Source organism: Thiohalobacter sp. (assembly GCF_027000115.1).
Lineage (GTDB): Bacteria > Pseudomonadota > Gammaproteobacteria > Thiohalobacterales > Thiohalobacteraceae > JALTON01.
The window spans coordinates 27,879-43,602 of record NZ_JALTON010000045.1; the positions used below are offsets into that span (position 1 = coordinate 27,879).

17 protein-coding genes are annotated in these 15,724 nt (G+C 67.4%); 4 read left to right on the plus strand and 13 right to left on the minus strand.

Going from position 1 to position 15,724, the window contains the following annotated elements; all coding sequences use genetic code 11:
- Nucleotides 1-9: 9 nt before the first annotated feature.
- From MVF76_RS08185 to MVF76_RS08200, 4 genes are read right to left on the minus strand one after another with little or no spacing between them, the layout of a single operon-like run.
- Nucleotides 10-543 (minus strand): pilus assembly protein PilP, encoded by a 534-nt coding sequence (locus MVF76_RS08185; protein ID WP_297528320.1) that lies wholly within the window; start codon nt 541-543, stop codon nt 10-12.
- 8 nt (nt 544-551) lie between these two features.
- The gene (locus MVF76_RS08190) at nt 552-1,166 is read right to left on the minus strand and encodes a type 4a pilus biogenesis protein PilO (protein ID WP_297528321.1); all 615 of its coding nucleotides are present in this window, start codon (nt 1,164-1,166) and stop codon (nt 552-554) included.
- Complete coding sequence (locus MVF76_RS08195; RefSeq protein ID WP_297528322.1) at nt 1,166-1,744, minus strand: PilN domain-containing protein; 579 nt, start codon at nt 1,742-1,744, stop codon at nt 1,166-1,168. The genes MVF76_RS08190 and MVF76_RS08195 overlap by 1 nt, the downstream gene beginning before the upstream one ends.
- A 15-nt stretch (nt 1,745-1,759) precedes the next feature.
- Nucleotides 1,760-2,836 (minus strand): pilus assembly protein PilM, encoded by a 1,077-nt coding sequence (locus tag MVF76_RS08200; protein WP_297528323.1) that lies wholly within the window; start codon nt 2,834-2,836, stop codon nt 1,760-1,762.
- Between the two features lie 219 nt (nt 2,837-3,055).
- On the opposite strand from MVF76_RS08200, the gene MVF76_RS08205 reads away from it, so the two are divergent.
- Together MVF76_RS08205 and MVF76_RS08210 are read left to right on the plus strand one after the other, a co-directional pair.
- On the plus strand, nt 3,056-5,479 hold the full coding sequence (locus MVF76_RS08205; protein ID WP_297528324.1) for a penicillin-binding protein 1A: 2,424 nt from the start codon (nt 3,056-3,058) through the stop codon (nt 5,477-5,479).
- A 53-nt stretch (nt 5,480-5,532) separates the two neighbouring features.
- A complete protein-coding gene (locus MVF76_RS08210) occupies nt 5,533-6,183 on the plus strand; it encodes a hypothetical protein (protein WP_297528325.1) in 651 nt (216 codons plus the stop codon).
- Nucleotides 6,184-6,328: 145 nt separating this feature from the next.
- Here MVF76_RS08210 and MVF76_RS08215 read toward each other — a convergent pair whose 3' ends face one another.
- The 5 genes from MVF76_RS08215 to MVF76_RS08235 form a co-directional block, all read right to left on the minus strand.
- Nucleotides 6,329-7,582 carry a malic enzyme-like NAD(P)-binding protein gene (locus MVF76_RS08215; protein ID WP_297528326.1) on the minus strand — a complete coding sequence of 418 codons (1,254 nt, stop codon included), beginning with the start codon at nt 7,580-7,582 and terminating at the stop codon, nt 6,329-6,331.
- A 94-nt stretch (nt 7,583-7,676) separates the two neighbouring features.
- Nucleotides 7,677-9,134 carry a M48 family metalloprotease gene (locus MVF76_RS08220; protein ID WP_297528327.1) on the minus strand — a complete coding sequence of 486 codons (1,458 nt, stop codon included), beginning with the start codon at nt 9,132-9,134 and terminating at the stop codon, nt 7,677-7,679.
- Entirely contained in the window at nt 9,131-9,961 is an 831-nt protein-coding gene (locus MVF76_RS08225) for a thermonuclease family protein (RefSeq protein WP_297528328.1), read from the minus strand. The genes MVF76_RS08220 and MVF76_RS08225 overlap by 4 nt, the downstream gene beginning before the upstream one ends.
- Before the next feature lie 9 nt (nt 9,962-9,970).
- Nucleotides 9,971-10,174, minus strand: coding sequence for a 50S ribosomal protein L31 (gene rpmE, locus MVF76_RS08230; protein WP_297528329.1), 204 nt, complete (start codon nt 10,172-10,174; stop codon nt 9,971-9,973).
- 472 nt (nt 10,175-10,646) lie between these two features.
- A complete protein-coding gene (locus MVF76_RS08235; RefSeq protein WP_297528330.1) occupies nt 10,647-10,994 on the minus strand; it encodes a DUF3135 domain-containing protein in 348 nt (115 codons plus the stop codon).
- A gap of 151 nt (nt 10,995-11,145) precedes the next feature.
- Between MVF76_RS08235 and MVF76_RS08240 the strand changes: the two genes are divergently transcribed.
- Both MVF76_RS08240 and rimO read left to right on the plus strand, forming a co-directional pair.
- The gene (locus MVF76_RS08240) at nt 11,146-11,343 is read left to right on the plus strand and encodes a hypothetical protein (protein ID WP_297528331.1); all 198 of its coding nucleotides are present in this window, start codon (nt 11,146-11,148) and stop codon (nt 11,341-11,343) included.
- 17 nt (nt 11,344-11,360) lie between these two features.
- Nucleotides 11,361-12,674: a 30S ribosomal protein S12 methylthiotransferase RimO gene (gene rimO / locus MVF76_RS08245; protein WP_317622951.1), complete on the plus strand. Its 1,314-nt coding sequence runs from the start codon at nt 11,361-11,363 to the stop codon at nt 12,672-12,674.
- Nucleotides 12,675-12,713: 39 nt separating this feature from the next.
- On the opposite strand, the gene MVF76_RS08250 is transcribed toward rimO, so the two are convergent.
- From MVF76_RS08250 to MVF76_RS08265, 4 genes are all read right to left on the minus strand, one after another.
- Nucleotides 12,714-12,956: a Rho-binding antiterminator gene (locus tag MVF76_RS08250; RefSeq protein WP_297528333.1), complete on the minus strand. Its 243-nt coding sequence runs from the start codon at nt 12,954-12,956 to the stop codon at nt 12,714-12,716.
- Nucleotides 12,949-13,134, minus strand: coding sequence for a CPXCG motif-containing cysteine-rich protein (locus tag MVF76_RS08255; protein WP_297528334.1), 186 nt, complete (start codon nt 13,132-13,134; stop codon nt 12,949-12,951). The genes MVF76_RS08250 and MVF76_RS08255 overlap by 8 nt, the downstream gene beginning before the upstream one ends.
- Complete coding sequence (gene hemW / locus MVF76_RS08260; RefSeq protein ID WP_297528335.1) at nt 13,127-14,293, minus strand: radical SAM family heme chaperone HemW; 1,167 nt, start codon at nt 14,291-14,293, stop codon at nt 13,127-13,129. The genes MVF76_RS08255 and hemW overlap by 8 nt, the downstream gene beginning before the upstream one ends.
- Nucleotides 14,286-15,724, minus strand: a 1,439-nt coding sequence (locus tag MVF76_RS08265; RefSeq protein ID WP_297528336.1) for an efflux RND transporter permease subunit, incomplete at its 5' end; no start/stop codon positions are given. The genes hemW and MVF76_RS08265, both read right to left, overlap by 8 nt.

A 15,724-nucleotide genomic window follows, 5' to 3' on the forward strand; every position in this document is an offset into this window, starting at 1 on the left:
CCCATGGGATCATTCGCTGAGCGCGAGCGAGGCCGGTCGTTCCATCCAGCCCCCAAGCCCATCCGGTATGATTTCCGTCAGTTCGATCTCGTATTCGGTGATGCGCGTGATCTTGCCGTGGTTCTGGCCCAGGTAGTTGCCGGGTCGTACGCGGTGAATGGTGCCGTCCGAGGTCTGGACCAGGCCCCAGGTCTGGCCGTCCTTCTCCAGCGTGCCCACCATGCGCAGCGTATCCAGCGGATATTCCTCCAGCGCTTCGCGCGGCCGGTTGGCATCGGGGTGGATCCCGCTGTCCTGCTCGACGCCCGGCAGCGGCGTCAGGCCGCCCTCGGTGCTGGGGGTAAAGGGATCGCGCAGATCCTGCGCCTGGTAGATGAAGGTTTCATAGGGCTTGAACTCGGGCAGCGGCTCGATGCGTGCCTTCTGGTTGTTCCGCACCTGTTCCACCCATTGCCTGAGATCGTCGGTGGATCCCACCGTGCAGCCGCCAATGGCCAGCGCCAGCAGCAGTACCGGAGCCGGCAGCCGGGGTTTCTGCGTCACGGCGCCGCTCATTGGCCGGCCTCCTCTTCCTCGTCCAGGTAACGGTAGGTCTTGGCGGTCAGCTCCATGACCAGGTCATTGTTCGTTTCTTCCTTGTCGCTGGCGCGCTGAATGGCGATGTCATGCACCGTGACGATGCGCGGCAAAGCGGCGACACCGCTGACAAAGGCACCGAACTCGTGGAAGCGGCCCTTGACCTTGATGCTGATCGGCAGCTCGGCATAGAACTCCTTGGGTATTTCCGCCTGCGGCTTGAACAGCTCGAACTCCAGGCCGCTGGCCAGGCCGGTCTGGGAGACGTCCACCAGCAGGTCGGCAACCTCGGTCTTGTTCGGGAGCTGGCGCAGCATGGTGCCGAAGGACTGTTTCATTTCCTCCAGTTGCTGTTCGTAGGCAGCGAGGTTGGCGGCCTTGGCGGCCTTGCGCTCGAATTCGGACTTGAGTTCCGTTTCCTTGCGTTCCGCCTGTTCCAGGGTCAGGAGCTGATCCTTGATATCAAACCAGTAGCCGAGAAAGAGCACCACAACGGCGATCAGCGCCACCAGTACCACGCGTGCGGCCAGCGGCCAGGCATGGACGTTGCTGAAATCCAGATCGTTGAGATCGATTTCGGACAGATTCATCAGGGGTTCTCCTGTCCGTCGGTCTGTTCACCCGTGGCCGCCGCCTTCAGCGTGGCGAGCAGCACGAAACGCGCCACCCGGTTGCGGCCGGCCTCGATCGTCTCGATGACCTGCAGGCGCGGATTGCCCAGCCACAGCGAGCTGTCGATGTTGCGCATGTAGGCCGAGACCCGGGCATTGGACTGGGCCTCGCCCTCCATGGTCAGTTCGTTGCCGCGCTGGGTGAACTTGTTCAGGTGCACGCCGTCCGGCAGCGTGCGGACCAGCTCGTCCATCAGGTGCACGCTCAGTGGCCGGTTGCTTTGCAGTTCCTGGATGACGTTCATGCGGGCCAGCAGCTGGTTCTTGGTCTTGTCCAGCGATTTGATGGTCTTGATCTGCTCGTCCAGCTTCCTGATTTCGGCCTGGAGGAAGCTGTTGCGCTGCTCCTGGCCTTCGATGAAGCCCTGCACCTGCATGTGGATCAGGAACCAGACGGCTGCGGCAAGCACCGCGACGCCGGCGGCGATGAAGGCGAATTCCTGTTGCTGTTCCTTGCGCTTCTTCTCGCGCCACGGCAGCAGATTGATGTAAGCCATAGTCCCTTGAGCTCCTCAGCGCGGGCCGAAATTGCGCAGTGCGAGGCCACAGGCGATCAGCATGGCCGGTGCGTCATTGGCCAGTGTCTGCGGCTTGATGCGAGACGCCAGTGACATGTTCGCAAACGGGTTGGCGACCCGGGTCTCTATGCCCAGCGTTTCCTGGATCAGCTCGTCGACGCCCGGAATGGAAGCGCTGCCTCCGGCCAGCAGGATCTGGTCGACACTGTTGAACTGGCTGGAGGAAAAGAAGAACTGCAGCGAGCGGTTGACCTGCTGGGCCATGGCCTCCTTGAAGGGTTCCAGCACTTCCGGAACATAGTTGTCCGGCAGTCCGCCCTGACGCTTGGCCATGCCGGCTTCCTCGTAGGACAGGCCGTAGCGGCGCATGATTTCCTCGGTCAGCTGCTTGCCGCCGAAGACCTGGTCGCGGGTGTAGATGATCTTGAGGTCATGCAGGACATTGAGCGTGGTCATGGTGGCACCCACGTCCACCACGGCGACGGTCTTTTCCACGCCCTCGTCGGGCAGTTGCGGCGCCAGCAGCTCGAAGGCGTTCTCGAGGGCGTAGGCCTCGATGTCGACGATCTCGCATTCCAGGCCGCCGGCCTCGACCGCGGCCACGCGCATTTCGACGTTCTCGCTGCGCGAGGCGGCGAGCAGCACGTCGACCGTATCGGGGTTGTTGGCGGAGGGACCGAGCACCTCGAAGTCGCGGTACACCTCTTCCAGCGGGTAGGGGATGTACTGGTCGGCCTCGAGATCGATCTGGGCCTCCATCTCGGCGTCGGACAGGGATGCCGGCATGGGAACGATCTTGGTGATGACCGAGGAGCCGGCCACTGCGACGGCGGCATGGCGGGCCCGGGTTCCGGAGCGCTTGACGGCACGGCGCACGGCCTCGCCGACGGCCTCGGCGTCGGTCACGCTCTTTTCCACCACGGAATTGGGTGGCAGGGGTTCGACGGCATAGCTCTCGACCCGGTAGCGATCCCCCGTCCTGCTCAGCTCGAGCAGTTTGACGGCAGTGGAGCTGATGTCGAGGCCGACGAGCGGAGGCTTGGTCCTTTTCAGCAGTCGCGCAAGCTGCACAGTCCTTATCCTTCCCGGTTTCCCTTCTTTTATCTTGGTGTTGCGCCGAAAACGTCCCCCGTCGCATTAGATGCCAAGGCCAAGCTTTTGTCAACTAATGTTTCCCGGACATGCTTCGGGCTACGATCTGGGTATCGGAAGCTTTACAATTTCCTTTATAGACGATTACATGACGCGCTTCACAACCCGAGCCCATCCGAGCGACCCACACTGCCCATCATGAAATGGTTCCGATTCCTTGCCGCCGGCCTGGCGGTGTTTGCATTGCTGGGTTTCCTGGCGGCCGGGGCCGTGTACTTCTTTATCGTGCCGCAGCTGCCTTCGGTGGAGGCGCTGCGCGACGTCCAGTTCCAGGTGCCGCTGCGGGTCTATTCGGCGGATGGCGGGCTGATCGCGGAGTTCGGCGAGAAGCGGCGCATCCCTGTCCGGTACGAAGAGCTGCCTCCCCAGCTCGTGCAGGCCTTCCTTGCGGCGGAGGATGACCGCTTCTTCGAACACCCGGGTGTGGACTACCAGGGCCTGTTGCGCGCGGGCTTCGAGCTGCTGCGCACCGGCGAGAAGCGCCAGGGTGGCAGCACCATCACCATGCAGGTGGCGCGCAACTTCTTCCTGTCCCGGGAAAAGACCTATCTGAGGAAACTAACGGAAATCCTGCTCGCGCTCAAGATCGAGCGCGAACTCAGCAAGGAAGAGATTCTCGAACTGTACCTGAACAAGATCTATCTGGGCCAGCGTGCCTACGGTGTGGGCGCGGCGGCGCAGATCTACTACGGCAGGCCGCTGGCCGAGCTGAGCCTGCCGCAGATGGCCATGATCGCCGGCCTGCCCAAGGCCCCCTCGCGCGACAATCCCGTCACCAATCCCGAGCGTGCCCGCATCCGCCGCGACTATGTGCTGGGGCGAATGTATCACCTCGGTTTCATCGATGCCGAGCAGTACCGCGCCGCGCTGGCCGCGGAGGAGGCGCCGGCGGCACCGCCGGAACGCAACCAGGTGGAAGCCCCCTACGTGGCCGAAATGGCCCGCGCCGAGGTGGTCGCGCGCTTTGGCGAGGAGGCGGCCTACAGCCGTGGCTACCGGGTGGTGACCACCATCGACGCCGTCCGCCAGGCCGCCGCCAATGCGGCGCTGCGCCGCGCCCTGCTCGCCTACGACCAGCGTCACGGTTATCGCGGCCCCGAGGCGCGGCTGGAACTGCCGGAGGATCCGCGGGCAGCCGAGGCCGCGGCCCGCGCAGCCCTCGGCAAGGTGCCGGCGGTGGGCGGCCTGCCGCCCGCCGTGGTGCTCGCCGTTGCCGACCGGGAGGCCGAGCTGCTGCTGGCCGACGGCCAGCGCGTGACCCTTGGGTGGGAGGCGCTGTCCTGGGCACGGCCCTATCTCGACCACAACCGTCGCGGCAAGGCCCCGGCGGTTGCCGCCGATGTGCTTGCCGTGGGCGACCGGGTGCGGCTGCAGGCGCTGCCCGAGGGGGGCTGGCGGCTGGCACAGGTGCCGGCGGTGGAGGGGGCACTGCTTGCGGTCGAACCCGACACCGGTGCCGTGCAGGCGCTGGCGGGCGGCTTCGACTTCTTTCGTTCCAAGTTCAATCGCGCGGCGCAGGCCCGGCGCCAGCCGGGGTCGAGTTTCAAGCCGATCATCTATTCTGCGGCGCTGGAGCGCGGTTTCACGCCCGCCAGCATTCTCAACGACGCACCGGTGGTGTTCGACGACCCCGCCCTGGAGTCCGCCTGGCGTCCGGAGAACTACAGCGGCCGCTTCTACGGCCCCACGCGCCTGCGCGAGGCACTGACGCATTCGCGCAACCTGGTGTCCATCCGCCTGCTGCGCGCTATTGGTGTGCCCTGGGCCGTCGAGTATGCGCAGCGTTTCGGGTTCCGGCCGGACCAGTTGCCCGCCAACCTCTCGCTGGCGCTGGGCAGCGGCAGCGTCACGCCGCTGGACATGGCGCGCGCCTACAGCGTGTTCGCCAACGGCGGTTTCCGGGTGGCGCCCTATGTGATCGACCGGATCTACCAGGGCGATGCCGAAGTGCCCGTCTATCGGGCCGAACCCGCGCGCGCCTGCCGCGACTGTCCGCCGGTCGATGACAACGAGGCCGCCCCCGCTGCGCCAGCCGGCGAGGCGCAGGCGGGTCTGCCCTCGCCGCCGCGCGCGCCGCGGGTCATCGAGGCCCGCAATGCCTGGATCATGCATTCCATGCTGCAGGACGTGGTTCGCCGCGGCACCGGCCGCCGGGCGCTCACCCTGGGCCGCAGCGACATCGCCGGCAAGACCGGCACCACCAACGACCAGCGTGATGCCTGGTTCTGCGGCTACAGCCCGGCGCTGGTGGCGGTGGCCTGGGTCGGCTTCGACGAGGTGGCGCCGCTGGGCCGGGGCGAAACCGGTGGGCGCGCTGCGTTGCCCATGTGGATCGACTTCATGCAGGCCGCATTGGCTGGTGTGCCCGAGATCCATCGGGATCCGCCGCCGGGGCTGGTCACGGTGCGCATCGATCCACGCACCGGCCTGCTGGCCGCGCCCGACCAGAATGCCCTGTTCGAGGTGTTCCGCGAGGAATTCGTGCCCCGCGAGCAGAGTCGCCCCGAACCCATCGGCAATGGCGGTGACGGCAACGGGCCGGTGACCGACCCGCTGTTCTGAGAAGTCTGATAAGCTGGACAGGACGCTGGCCCCGGTCGGCGAGGAGAACGCCCATGGCGCGCCGCCACGGCAATCACGACGAGCGCATGCGCCTGCTGATCGCGCAGGAGGCCGCCCGGCTCATGGCCGGCGGGGTTCGCGACTACGGCATGGCCAAGCGCAAGGCGGCTGCCCACCTGGGCGCGCCCGACACCCGCAACCTGCCCAGCAACACCGAGGTCGAGGCCGAGCTGGCCAGCTACCAGCGGCTGTTTCATGGCCAGCGGCAGCAGCAGGGCCTTCGGCGCATGCGCGAGGCGGCGCTGGAGGCCATGCGCTTCTTCGACCGTTTCCAGCCGCGACTGGCCGGTTCGGTGCTGAGCGGCACCGCCGGGCCTCACTCGGATGTCAACCTGCACCTGTTCGCGGCCGCCCCGGAGGAGGTCATTCTGCACCTGATCGATGCCGAGATTCCGTTCGAGGACGGCGAGCGCCGGTTGCGTTTCGAGCGTGACAACTGGGAAACCTTCCCGACCGTGCGCTTCCTGGCCGGTGAGGTGCCGATCGAGGCGGTGATCTTCCCGCTGACCCGCCAGCGCCAGGCGCCGCGCAGCCCGCTCGACGGCAAGCCCATGACCCGCGCCTCGCGGGCGCGCGTCGAGGCGCTGCTGGAGGAGGCGGCAGACGCGGGCGCCCAGGCATTGTGTTTCACACATCGGTCGTGACACGGGGGTCACGGAGGCGCAGGGTGCGCGGAGGACGGAAGGGCGCCCGCTGGCGTTGCAAGCCTTTGCCTTCCAGGGTTCCCAGTACTGAAACCGTCCGTGCCTTCCGTGTGGTCCGTGGCGCTCTTGCTCTTTCCCTGCGCCGTCAGACCGGCGAGGCGGGATAGTGCGCCGGATAGGGCGCTCGCGCCGCACCTGTCTCGACCGCGGCCTTTGCGATGGCCGGCGGCACGAAGTCGATCAGGCGCGGGTCCAGCGGCTTGGGAATGATGTAGTCCGGGCCGAAGGCGAGCGCGTCCAGGCCATAGGCCTCCAGCACCGAACCGGGCACCGGCTCCCGTGCCAGCAGACGCAGGGCGTGGACGGCGGCGATCTGCATGGCCTGGTTGATCTCGCGGGCGTGCACGTCCAGCGCGCCGCGGAAGATGAAGGGAAAGCCGAGGACATTGTTGACCTGGTTCGGGTAGTCACTGCGGCCGGTGGCCATGATCAGGTCGTCCCGCGCCTTGAGCGCCACTTCGGGACGGATCTCGGGGTCGGGGTTGGACAGTGCGAACACCACGGGTTTCGCCGCCATGGTGGCGAGCATCTCGGCACTGAGGATGTCGGGGCCGGATACGCCGATGAACACATCGGCATCGCGTATCGCATCGGCCAGGCTGCGACGGTCGGTGTCGACCGCGAAGGCCGCCTTGTACTCGTTGAGATCGTCGCGGTCGCTGTGTATGACACCCTTGCGATCCACCAGCAGCAGCCGCGCGGGATCGGCACCCAGTGCCAGCAGCAGGCGCATGGAGGCGATGCCGGCCGCGCCCGCGCCCACGCAGACGATGTCGCAGGCGTCGATGGTCTTGCCCTGGATCTCCAGCGCGTTCAGCAGTCCGGCAGCAATGATGATGGCCGTGCCGTGCTGGTCGTCGTGGAATACCGGGATGTCCAGGGCCTCGATCAGCCGGCGTTCGATCTCGAAGCAGCGCGGTGCTGCGATGTCCTCGAGATTGATGCCGCCGAAGGTCGGCGCAATGCGCCGCACCACGTCGATGAAGGTGTCCGGATCCTCGGCATCCACCTCGATGTCGAACACGTCGATGTTGGCGAAGCGCTTGAACAGCACGCCCTTCCCTTCCATCACCGGCTTGCCGGCGAGTGCGCCCACGTTGCCCAGGCCCAGTACCGCGCTGCCGTCGGTGATTACGCCCACCAGGTTGCCCCTGGCGGTATAGCGGTAGGCATCCCCGGGGCGTTCGGCGATGGCGCGCACCGGTTCGGCCACGCCCGGCGTGTAGGCCAGTGCCAGCTCCTCCTGGGTATTACAGGGCTTGGTGACCTCGATGGCGATCTTGCCGGGTACCGGTTCGGCGTGGTAGCGCAGCGCGCGGGTCTTGAGATCGTCGGACATGCAGGGAGCCTCGGTCGGGCGGATGACAGGAGCGACATCATACTCGCGAAACCCGGTCGCTGGCCACGTTGGCGGGGGGCGCGGGCGCGGCATTTCAGCGCACGATCTTGATGCGCTCGCCGGGTCGGGGTTCGCCGCCGGGGTAGTAGCCGTTGATCAGCCGGAGTTGCGCCTCGGGATGGTCGGGAATGGGCGAGTTGCGGGCCAGGTCGGCAAAACGGGTGCCGGCAGTCGCACGGATCACGTGGATGCGCTGGGCGCGTGCCAGCCCCCGTTCTTCCGGCGACAGGGCATGGAAGCTGCGCACGGTGCGCAGGATGTCGGCATCGTAGCGGAAGGGGTCGGCGCTGCGGTCAGCGCCGCCGGTGAATACCAGCGCCTTGTCGCCCCGGTACAGCACCACGTGGCGCAGCGGCAGGCGGCCCTTTGCGGTGTTCACTTCGGCGATGGCGGTGTAGCCCTCCAGCTCGCCCAGGCGGATGGCCTCGCCATATCGCAGATCGCGCAGGCCCAGGCGCCGGATCATGAACTGCCGGGGAGGGATGCGCTTGTTGAGGTCGGTCATGGTGAACTGCAGCATGCCGTCGCCCTTCGGCGTGCGGGCCACCAGGCGGTCGGGCAGGTTGTCGATGCGCCAGCCGGGCGGGAAGGTCAGGGCAAAATCCAGCGCCAGGTGATAGAAGCGGTTGCCGCGACGCACGCCCTCGCGTTCGCTGTCGCCGAATACCAGCCCCTCGATGGCATCGAGATAGGTGTCGCGGCCGTCGCGGGCAGGGCCGGTGCCGAGCCGGCCGGCGGCGGCGATCACCTCCTGCAGCCGGCGATCGTTGTCGGGATGGGTCGCGAACAGGCCGTGGTAGACGCGCGGCTCGCGGCCTTCCTCTTTTGCCCGCTCGCGTTCGAAGGCCTCCTGGTCCTTGAGCACGCCGATGACGCGCAGCATGGCGCGCGGGTCGTAGCCGTTGCGCGCCAGGTATTCCGCACCCAGACGGTCGGCCTCCAGTTCGTGCTTGCGGCCGTAGCCGCGGACGATGGCGGTTCCGGCGATGCTGGCCAGGTCGCCGGCCGCGCGAACCCCGGTGGCGCCCGCGATCACCGCGCCCAGCAGGCTGGTGGTGGTCGCGGTGGTGTACTGGCGGACCGAATGGCGTGCGGTGACGTGACCGATCTCGTGGCCGAGAACTGCGGCCAGCTCGGCCTCGGAGTTCAGGTAGGCCAGGATGCCGCGAGTGACGTAGATGTAGCCGCCCGGCAGTGCAAAGGCATTGACATCGGGGCTGTCGAGCACTGTGAAGCGGTAAATGAGCCCGGGACGGTGACTCGTCTCCGCCAGTCGCTCGCCCACCGAACGCACATAACGCGCCAGCGCCGGATCCTCGTAGGCCGGCATCTGTTTCAGGATCTGCGGATGCAGCTTGCGGCCCAGGGCGATCTCCTGGTCCTCACTCATGAGCACGAAATCGGTACCCCCGGTCACCGGATTGGTGGCGCAGCCGGGCGCGAGCAACAGCACCAGCAGGGGCAGCACCCGCAGCAGCGCGCGGCCCTTCATGGGGTTTCTTCCTCCGTGACGTTCGCTTCGGTGTCCAGGACGCGCAGGGCCGACGGATGCACCAGGCTCATGCGCAACTGGCCCCGGCGATAGTACAGCCAGCCCATGGCTTCCACGCGACGGCCGGCCAGTGCCTGGAGGTCGAGATCCGCAAAACGCGGCAGGTGGTCGCGCCGGATGCGCAGGGCGAAGCCGCGGCCGAAATTGATCCAGACCGCGCCGCGGCTTTCGGAGACATGGCTGACCCGCCCGCGGACCCGGCGGAAGCCGCGCTCGCGCGGGCTGAGCCGTTCGGTATCCAGCGGACCCAGGCGCGGCTCCGACCAGACCCCCAGGCCGGCGGCGCGGGCCGCCTCGCCGAGACGCCGGTAGCAGTCGGCCTGCCAGTCGTTGGGCGGGATGGTGATGGGAAAGCCGGCGCCGGCGGCGATCAGCAGTGCGGCGACGTTGCGCCCGTCACGCAGGAACAGGTGGGCCAGGACGCGGCCATAGCGGTCCTGGCGCTCGCGGTCGTAGCGCAACGCCACCTGGTTGCCGTTGACGAAGACCAGTCGCCGCAGGTGGTCGCGGGCGGCGATGGCGCCCGGTTCGTCCGGCTCGCCGTCCCGGCCCATCTCGGGCGTGTTGACGCCGATCAGGCGCAAGTGGCGGCCGTCGCCGAGGATCAGGGTATCGCCGTCGGTGACGTGCCGGACCCTGACCCGGTCGTCGATGCGATCGGCCGCACAATCGGGTGCGGCGAGGGCGGCACCTGCCAGCCACAAACAGAAAAGGGCGCCCGCGATACGGAACGCCCTTTCCAGCGATGGCAGCGCCGAAGCGCGCACGGTGGCGCCTTACTTCATGCCATACTTGCGGCGGAACTTGTCCAGGCGGCCGCCGGTGTCGACGATCTTCTGCTTGCCGGTATAGAAGGGGTGGCAGGCGGAGCAGACTTCGATGCTGAGGTCCTTGCCGGCGGTGGAGCGGGTCTTGAAGCTGTTGCCGCAGCTGCAGGTGACCGTGATCTCGCTGTAGTTGGGGTGGATGTCCGACTTCATCTGTTCGTCCTCGGGTACGCCGCGCCGGTCGACCCGGACCGGCGGAAAGGCGGGCGATGATACGCAAAAGCCCGCCGGGCGGCAAGCCCGCATATTGCACCAGGGCGGAAGCGGGCGGCAGGCAACTTGTTGTGTTGGCAAGCAATGAACCGGGTTTTTTGCCCATGGCCCGGAGTACGATGTGTGCCCGCCCGCTGCCTGCTGCGGCCCTGGCGGATTTTCGCTCGGCCTCGGGGGCGCTTCACTCAAGCCGTAGCGACGGCTACGGCTTTCGTTCCAGCCCTCCCCGAGCCCGGCTGCAAATCCGCCATCATCCGCAGCTCCTGGTTGCAATATGCGGGCAAGCCCGCACCCGGCCCCGTCGGGCGTGGGTGGGCCGGATGCGGGTCCCCGCTGCGGCAGGCGTCAGGCCGGTTTCCGGACGCTTGATTTCGGGGCAGATTCGAGGGGCGCCCGGCCGGAGGGACGGGGCTCAGTTGCGGGCGGGGAAGCTGAGCACGGCGCAGTCGCCGCCGGTGGCCGGCGTTGCCGGCCCCTCGGTCAGGGCCTGCAGCAGGCCACCGCGGCCGGTGATGCGTTCCCACATCAGTTCGTTCATCCGGATGGCGGCCGCCAGCGGGGTGGCCGAGGTGCGGCGGACCTGGTCGAGTTTCCACTGCAATCGCCGCAGCCGCGCCTGCGAACGTTCGGAGGCACGGCTGATGGCGGCCTCGATGGCCGCGGCACGCCGGGCCTCGAAGGCATCCGGGTCGCGATGGGCCAGCTCCGACCAGCGGTCGAAGTCGAAACGGGGGCTGCTGTCGTGGCTGTGCGTATGCATGGTCAAACGGCTCCTCGTTGCTGTGCTCCGCGGTGGACCGCGGATTCTCGTTATTGGGTGTTTCCACCTTAGCAGCGAGGCAGGCGTATGTCATGCTTTTGGCGCCCGATTTCCGACGGAGGCCACAAATTCAGCGCCAAGCTATTGATTCATGGTGTCGAAACAGCTTGTGGATAACTCTGTGGGCAACTTTCGCGACCCGCTGCGCGACCCGGAATCGTTTCTGCCGCCGCGCGCGCCTGTTCCTGAAAAACCGCTTGCCAAACAATCATGTGCGATCGGTGTCCGGGTGATCTACAATAGGTCGTCCTGTGCCGATTCGCTGTATCAGCACATTCCGATGTTGTGAACAAACCGGTCCCGCCCATGCCCCAGTCAGCGCCCCGCGTCGGTTTCGTCAGCCTCGGCTGCCCCAAGGCCACGGTCGATTCCGAACGCATCCTCACCCGCTTGCGTGCCGAGGGTTACGAAATCGTTCCCGACTACGCTTCGGCCAGCCTGGTGGTGGTCAACACCTGCGGGTTCATCGACAGTGCGGTGGAGGAATCGCTGGAGGCGATCGGCGAGGCACTGGAGGAAAACGGCCGGGTGATCGTCACCGGTTGCCTGGGCGAGCGCGGCGACACCATCCGCGAGGTGCACCCCGGGGTGCTGGCCGTCACCGGCGCCCATGCCTACGAGGCAGTGATGGCCGCGGTGCACGAACACCTGCCGCCGCCCAGCGATCCCTTCGAGGTACTGCTGCCGCCGGGCGGCATCAAGCTCACGCCCCGCCACTATGCCTATCTCAAGATCTCCGAGGGCTGCAACCACCGTTGCAGCTTCTGCATCATTCCGTCCCTGCGCGGGGACCTGGTCAGCCGGCCGGCGGGCGAGGTGCTGGAAGAGGCCGAGCGGCTGGTCGAGGCCGGCGTGCAGGAGCTGCTGGTGGTGTCCCAGGACACCAGTGCCTATGGTGTGGACCGGAAATACGCCACCACTTTCTGGGGCGGGCGACCGGTGAAGACGCGGATGACCGAGCTGGCCGCCGAGCTGGGGAGTCTGGGCGCCTGGGTGCGGTTGCACTATGTCTATCCCTACCCTCATGTCGACGAGCTGATCCCGCTCATGGCCGAGGGCCGCATCCTGCCCTATCTCGACATGCCTCTGCAGCATGCCAGCCCGCGTATCCTCCGGGCCATGAAGCGCCCGGCCGCGGCCGATCGCACCCTGGACCGGATCCGGGCCTGGCGCGCCGCCGTGCCCGGGCTGACCCTGCGCAGTACCTTCATCGTCGGTTTTCCCGGCGAGACCGAGGCCGAGTTCGAAGAGCTGCTGGATTTCCTGCGCGAGGCGCGGCTGGATCGGGTCGGCTGTTTCGCCTACTCGCCGGTCGAGGGCGCCGCCGCCAATGCGCTGCCCGATCCGGTGCCCGAGCCCGTCAAGCAGGCGCGCCTGGCCCGCTTCATGGCGGTCCAGGCCGAGATCTCGGCGGCACGGCTGGCCGGGAAGGTCGGCCGGGAGATCGAGGTGCTGGTCGATGCCGTCGACGCCGAGGGCACCGTTGCGCGCAGCCAGGCCGACGCCCCCGAAATCGACGGCCTCGTGTTCATCGACCGCACCGATCTGGCCGTCGGCAGCCGGTTGCGGGTGCGGGTGACCGATGCCAGCGAACACGATCTCTGGGCCGAACCCGTCTGAACAGCCGGTGTCCGCATCCGCCCTGGCGCAATTTTCGGGTTAGCTGGTGAACCGGACGATCCGGTCCAGCCGAATCTCGACTGCCTCGCCGTTCTCGTCCACGGCCAGCAGGAATTCGGCATGGTCCCGCGTCCGCAGGTCGCGCGGCAGCAGGCGGCCGATGTGGGTGGTGCCGTCGGGGTCGGTCCACTGCAGGTGCAACGGCGTGCGATGCAGGATGGCGACTTCCAGCTCGCTGTAGCGCGCGCAGTCGACGGGACGATAGGGGTCCGAGTCATTCATCGTCACGACGGGCCTCGAGGCCGAGGAAGTCGCCCATGGCATCGAAGCGGATGTCCAGCTCGATCGGGCGGCAGCAGACACGGCAGTCCTCGATGGTGACATGACTGCCGGCCGTTTCGTCCACGAGCGTGTCGATCGCTTCGCCGCAGTAGGGACAGGTGAAGGTCTGTTCAAGCATGGTCGGCGGGCAGGAATTCGGCGACCAGGTCATCGAGAAAGCGCGCGCCCAGGGACGTGGGGCGAATGCGCTCGCCGGCCTGCAGCAGGTCGCGCGCGACCAGCGACTCGACGGTTGCCGCTGCGCTCGACCAGGGCAGCCCGGTGCGGGCCGTGAAGTCCGCCGGCGCGAAGCCTTCGGTCAGGCGCAACGCATTGAGCATGTATTCGAACACCAGTTCCTCCGGCGCGAGGATACGGCGGTCGCCGACCCGGTCTTCGGCCTCCAGCCAGGCGCGCGGGTGGCGCAGCCGCCAGCTCCGTTCGACCTGTCCCGCGGCGGGGTCGGTCCGTTTCTGGTGGGCCCCGGCGCCGATGCCCAGATAATCCCCGAACTGCCAGTAGTTGAGGTTGTGCCGACAGCGGTGGCCATCGCGCGCATAGGCCGAAACCTCGTAACGAGTATAGCCGGCGTCTGCCAGTCGTGCCTGGCCGGCGGCCTGCATGTCGGCGATCAGGTCGGCGTCCGGCAACTGCGGCGGGAAGCGGTGGAAAAGCGTGTTCGGTTCCAGCGTGAGCTGGTACCAGGACAGGTGGGCAGGCCGCAGGGCGATGGCCTGTTCCAGGTCATCGAGTGCGGCGGCCATGTCCTGCCCCGGCAGGCCGAACATGAGATCGAGATTGAAGTTGTCGAAGCCCACGGCATGCGCCGCTTCGGCGGCGGCACGGGCCTCGGCCGGTCCGTGGATGCGGCCCAGCCGTTCCAGCGCATCGGCGTCGAAGCTCTGCGCCCCGATCGAAAGCCGGTTGATGCCGGCCGCGCGATACTCGGCAAAGCGCCCCTGCTCCAGGGTGCCTGGGTTGGCCTCCAGCGTCACCTCCAGCCCCGGTTTGAGCGGCAGCAGGCTGCGGATGCCGCAGAGCAGGCGGTCGATGGCCTCGGCGGAGAACAGGCTGGGCGTGCCGCCGCCGATGAAAATGGCCTGCAGGGTGCGTCCCCATACGCCGGGCAGCTCGCGTTCCAGGTCGGCCAGCAGGGCATCCACATAGGCGCGTTCCGGCACAGGCCCGTCTGCGGCATGGGAGTTGAAGTCGCAATAGGGACACTTGCGCAGGCACCAGGGGATGTGCACGTACAGGGTCAGCGGCGGCGGGGCCGGAAAGGCGAGGGGCTCAGGCACGGCGTTCCATGCGCAGCAGCAGGGCCGGCAACAGCAGGAAGTCGAGCACCAGTGCCAGCACGATGGTCAGCGCGGTGAGCAGGCCCATGTCGGCATTGACCTTGTAACCGGACAGCGCCAGGGTGCCGAAACCGGCGACCAGGATCAGGGTGGTGACCCACATGGCCGTGCCCACGGTGCCGAAGGCGTGACGCACCGCGGCCTGCGGCGTGGCGTGTTCGCGCAGGGCACGCAGGTACTTGCTCAGGAAGTGCACCGTGTCGTCCACCACGATGCCCAGTGTCAGCGCCACCAGCACCGCCGAGGCCAGGCCGACCTGTCCCACCGCATAACCCCATATGCCGAAGGCCATCAGCGCCGGTCCCAGGTTCGGCACCATGCTCAGCAGGCCGTAGCGCAGGCTCTTCAGCGCCAGGATCAGCAGCAGCGAAATCAGTACCAGGGCGAGCAGGGAGCCGCCCAGCATGGCGTTGATGTTGGTTTCCGATACATGCGCGAACATCAGCGACAGCCCGCTGCCCCGGGTCTGCATGTAGGGTGGCGCATTGGCGGCCAGCCAGGCCCGCGCGCGCGCGTCGAGATCGCGCAATGAACGGGCGGTCTGGTTGCGCAGCAGCACCGTGAGCCGGGTGGCCGACTTGTCGATGCTGATGCGATTGTTCAGGTCCAGTCCATAGGGCAGCGACATCTCGTAGAGCAGCAGGTACTGCGCCGCCAGCTCGCGGGACTCGGGCAGGCGATACCAGGCAGGATCGTCGCCGTGCAGGCTGCGGTTCAGGCGCTTTAGGACGTCGGTGAGGCTGTTGACATGGACGACGTCGGGCTGGGCGCGCAGCCACTCGGCGAACGCCTCCAGCTTTTCCAGGTATTCGGGCTCGGCGATGCCGCCCGAGCCCGCGGCCGGCAGCGAGTATTCGATCGCGTCCATGCCAGTCAGGTGTTCCTGCACGAAGGCGCTGGCCTGGCGCACCGGATAGCGCGGATCCAGGTATTCCATGAAATTGTCGTTGAGCTCGATGCGCGGGATGCCGGTGAGTAGCAGCAGGGCCGCGGCGCCGATGCCGTACAGCAGCGGGCGCGAGCGGCGGATCACGAACGCGGCCAGCGCCTCCATCGCCGGGCGTATGCGCGCCCGCGCGCGCTGCGGGCGCAGGGGCAGCAGCGAAGCCAGCGCCGGCAGCAGGGTGATGGCATAGAGCCAGGCTGCGGTCACGCCGACGGCAACGATGTTGCCCAGATCGTGGAAGGGCGGCGCATCGGAAAAGTTCATGGACAGGAAACCGATGGCCGTGGTCAGGCTGGTGATGGCCACCGGCTGCATGTTGAGTTCCAGCGAGCGCACCAGCGCCGCCCGGCGCGACAGCCCCTGCGCCATCTGCTGGAAGGCGGTGACCAGGATGTGGATGCTGTCGGCGACGGCGAGGGTGAGGA

Excerpts from the sequence above, each read along its gene's own strand:
- MVF76_RS08190 (WP_297528321.1), bottom strand. The coding sequence starts at position 1,166 with ATGAATCTGTCCGAAATCGATCTCAACGATCTGGATTTCAGCAACGTC.
- MVF76_RS08240 (WP_297528331.1), top strand. The coding sequence starts at position 11,146 with ATGGTGTCGAAACAGCTTGTGGATAACTCTGTGGGCAACTTTCGCGAC.
- MVF76_RS08195 (WP_297528322.1), bottom strand. The coding sequence starts at position 1,744 with ATGGCTTACATCAATCTGCTGCCGTGGCGCGAGAAGAAGCGCAAGGAA.
- rimO (WP_317622951.1), top strand. The coding sequence starts at position 11,361 with ATGCCCCAGTCAGCGCCCCGCGTCGGTTTCGTCAGCCTCGGCTGCCCC.
- MVF76_RS08255 (WP_297528334.1), bottom strand. The coding sequence starts at position 13,134 with ATGCTTGAACAGACCTTCACCTGTCCCTACTGCGGCGAAGCGATCGAC.
- MVF76_RS08250 (WP_297528333.1), bottom strand. The coding sequence starts at position 12,956 with ATGAATGACTCGGACCCCTATCGTCCCGTCGACTGCGCGCGCTACAGC.
- MVF76_RS08215 (WP_297528326.1), bottom strand. The coding sequence starts at position 7,582 with ATGTCCGACGATCTCAAGACCCGCGCGCTGCGCTACCACGCCGAACCG.
- MVF76_RS08220 (WP_297528327.1), bottom strand. The coding sequence starts at position 9,134 with ATGAAGGGCCGCGCGCTGCTGCGGGTGCTGCCCCTGCTGGTGCTGTTG.
- MVF76_RS08205 (WP_297528324.1), top strand. The coding sequence starts at position 3,056 with ATGAAATGGTTCCGATTCCTTGCCGCCGGCCTGGCGGTGTTTGCATTG.
- MVF76_RS08210 (WP_297528325.1), top strand. The coding sequence starts at position 5,533 with ATGGCGCGCCGCCACGGCAATCACGACGAGCGCATGCGCCTGCTGATC.
- MVF76_RS08235 (WP_297528330.1), bottom strand. The coding sequence starts at position 10,994 with ATGCATACGCACAGCCACGACAGCAGCCCCCGTTTCGACTTCGACCGC.
- rpmE (WP_297528329.1), bottom strand. The coding sequence starts at position 10,174 with ATGAAGTCGGACATCCACCCCAACTACAGCGAGATCACGGTCACCTGC.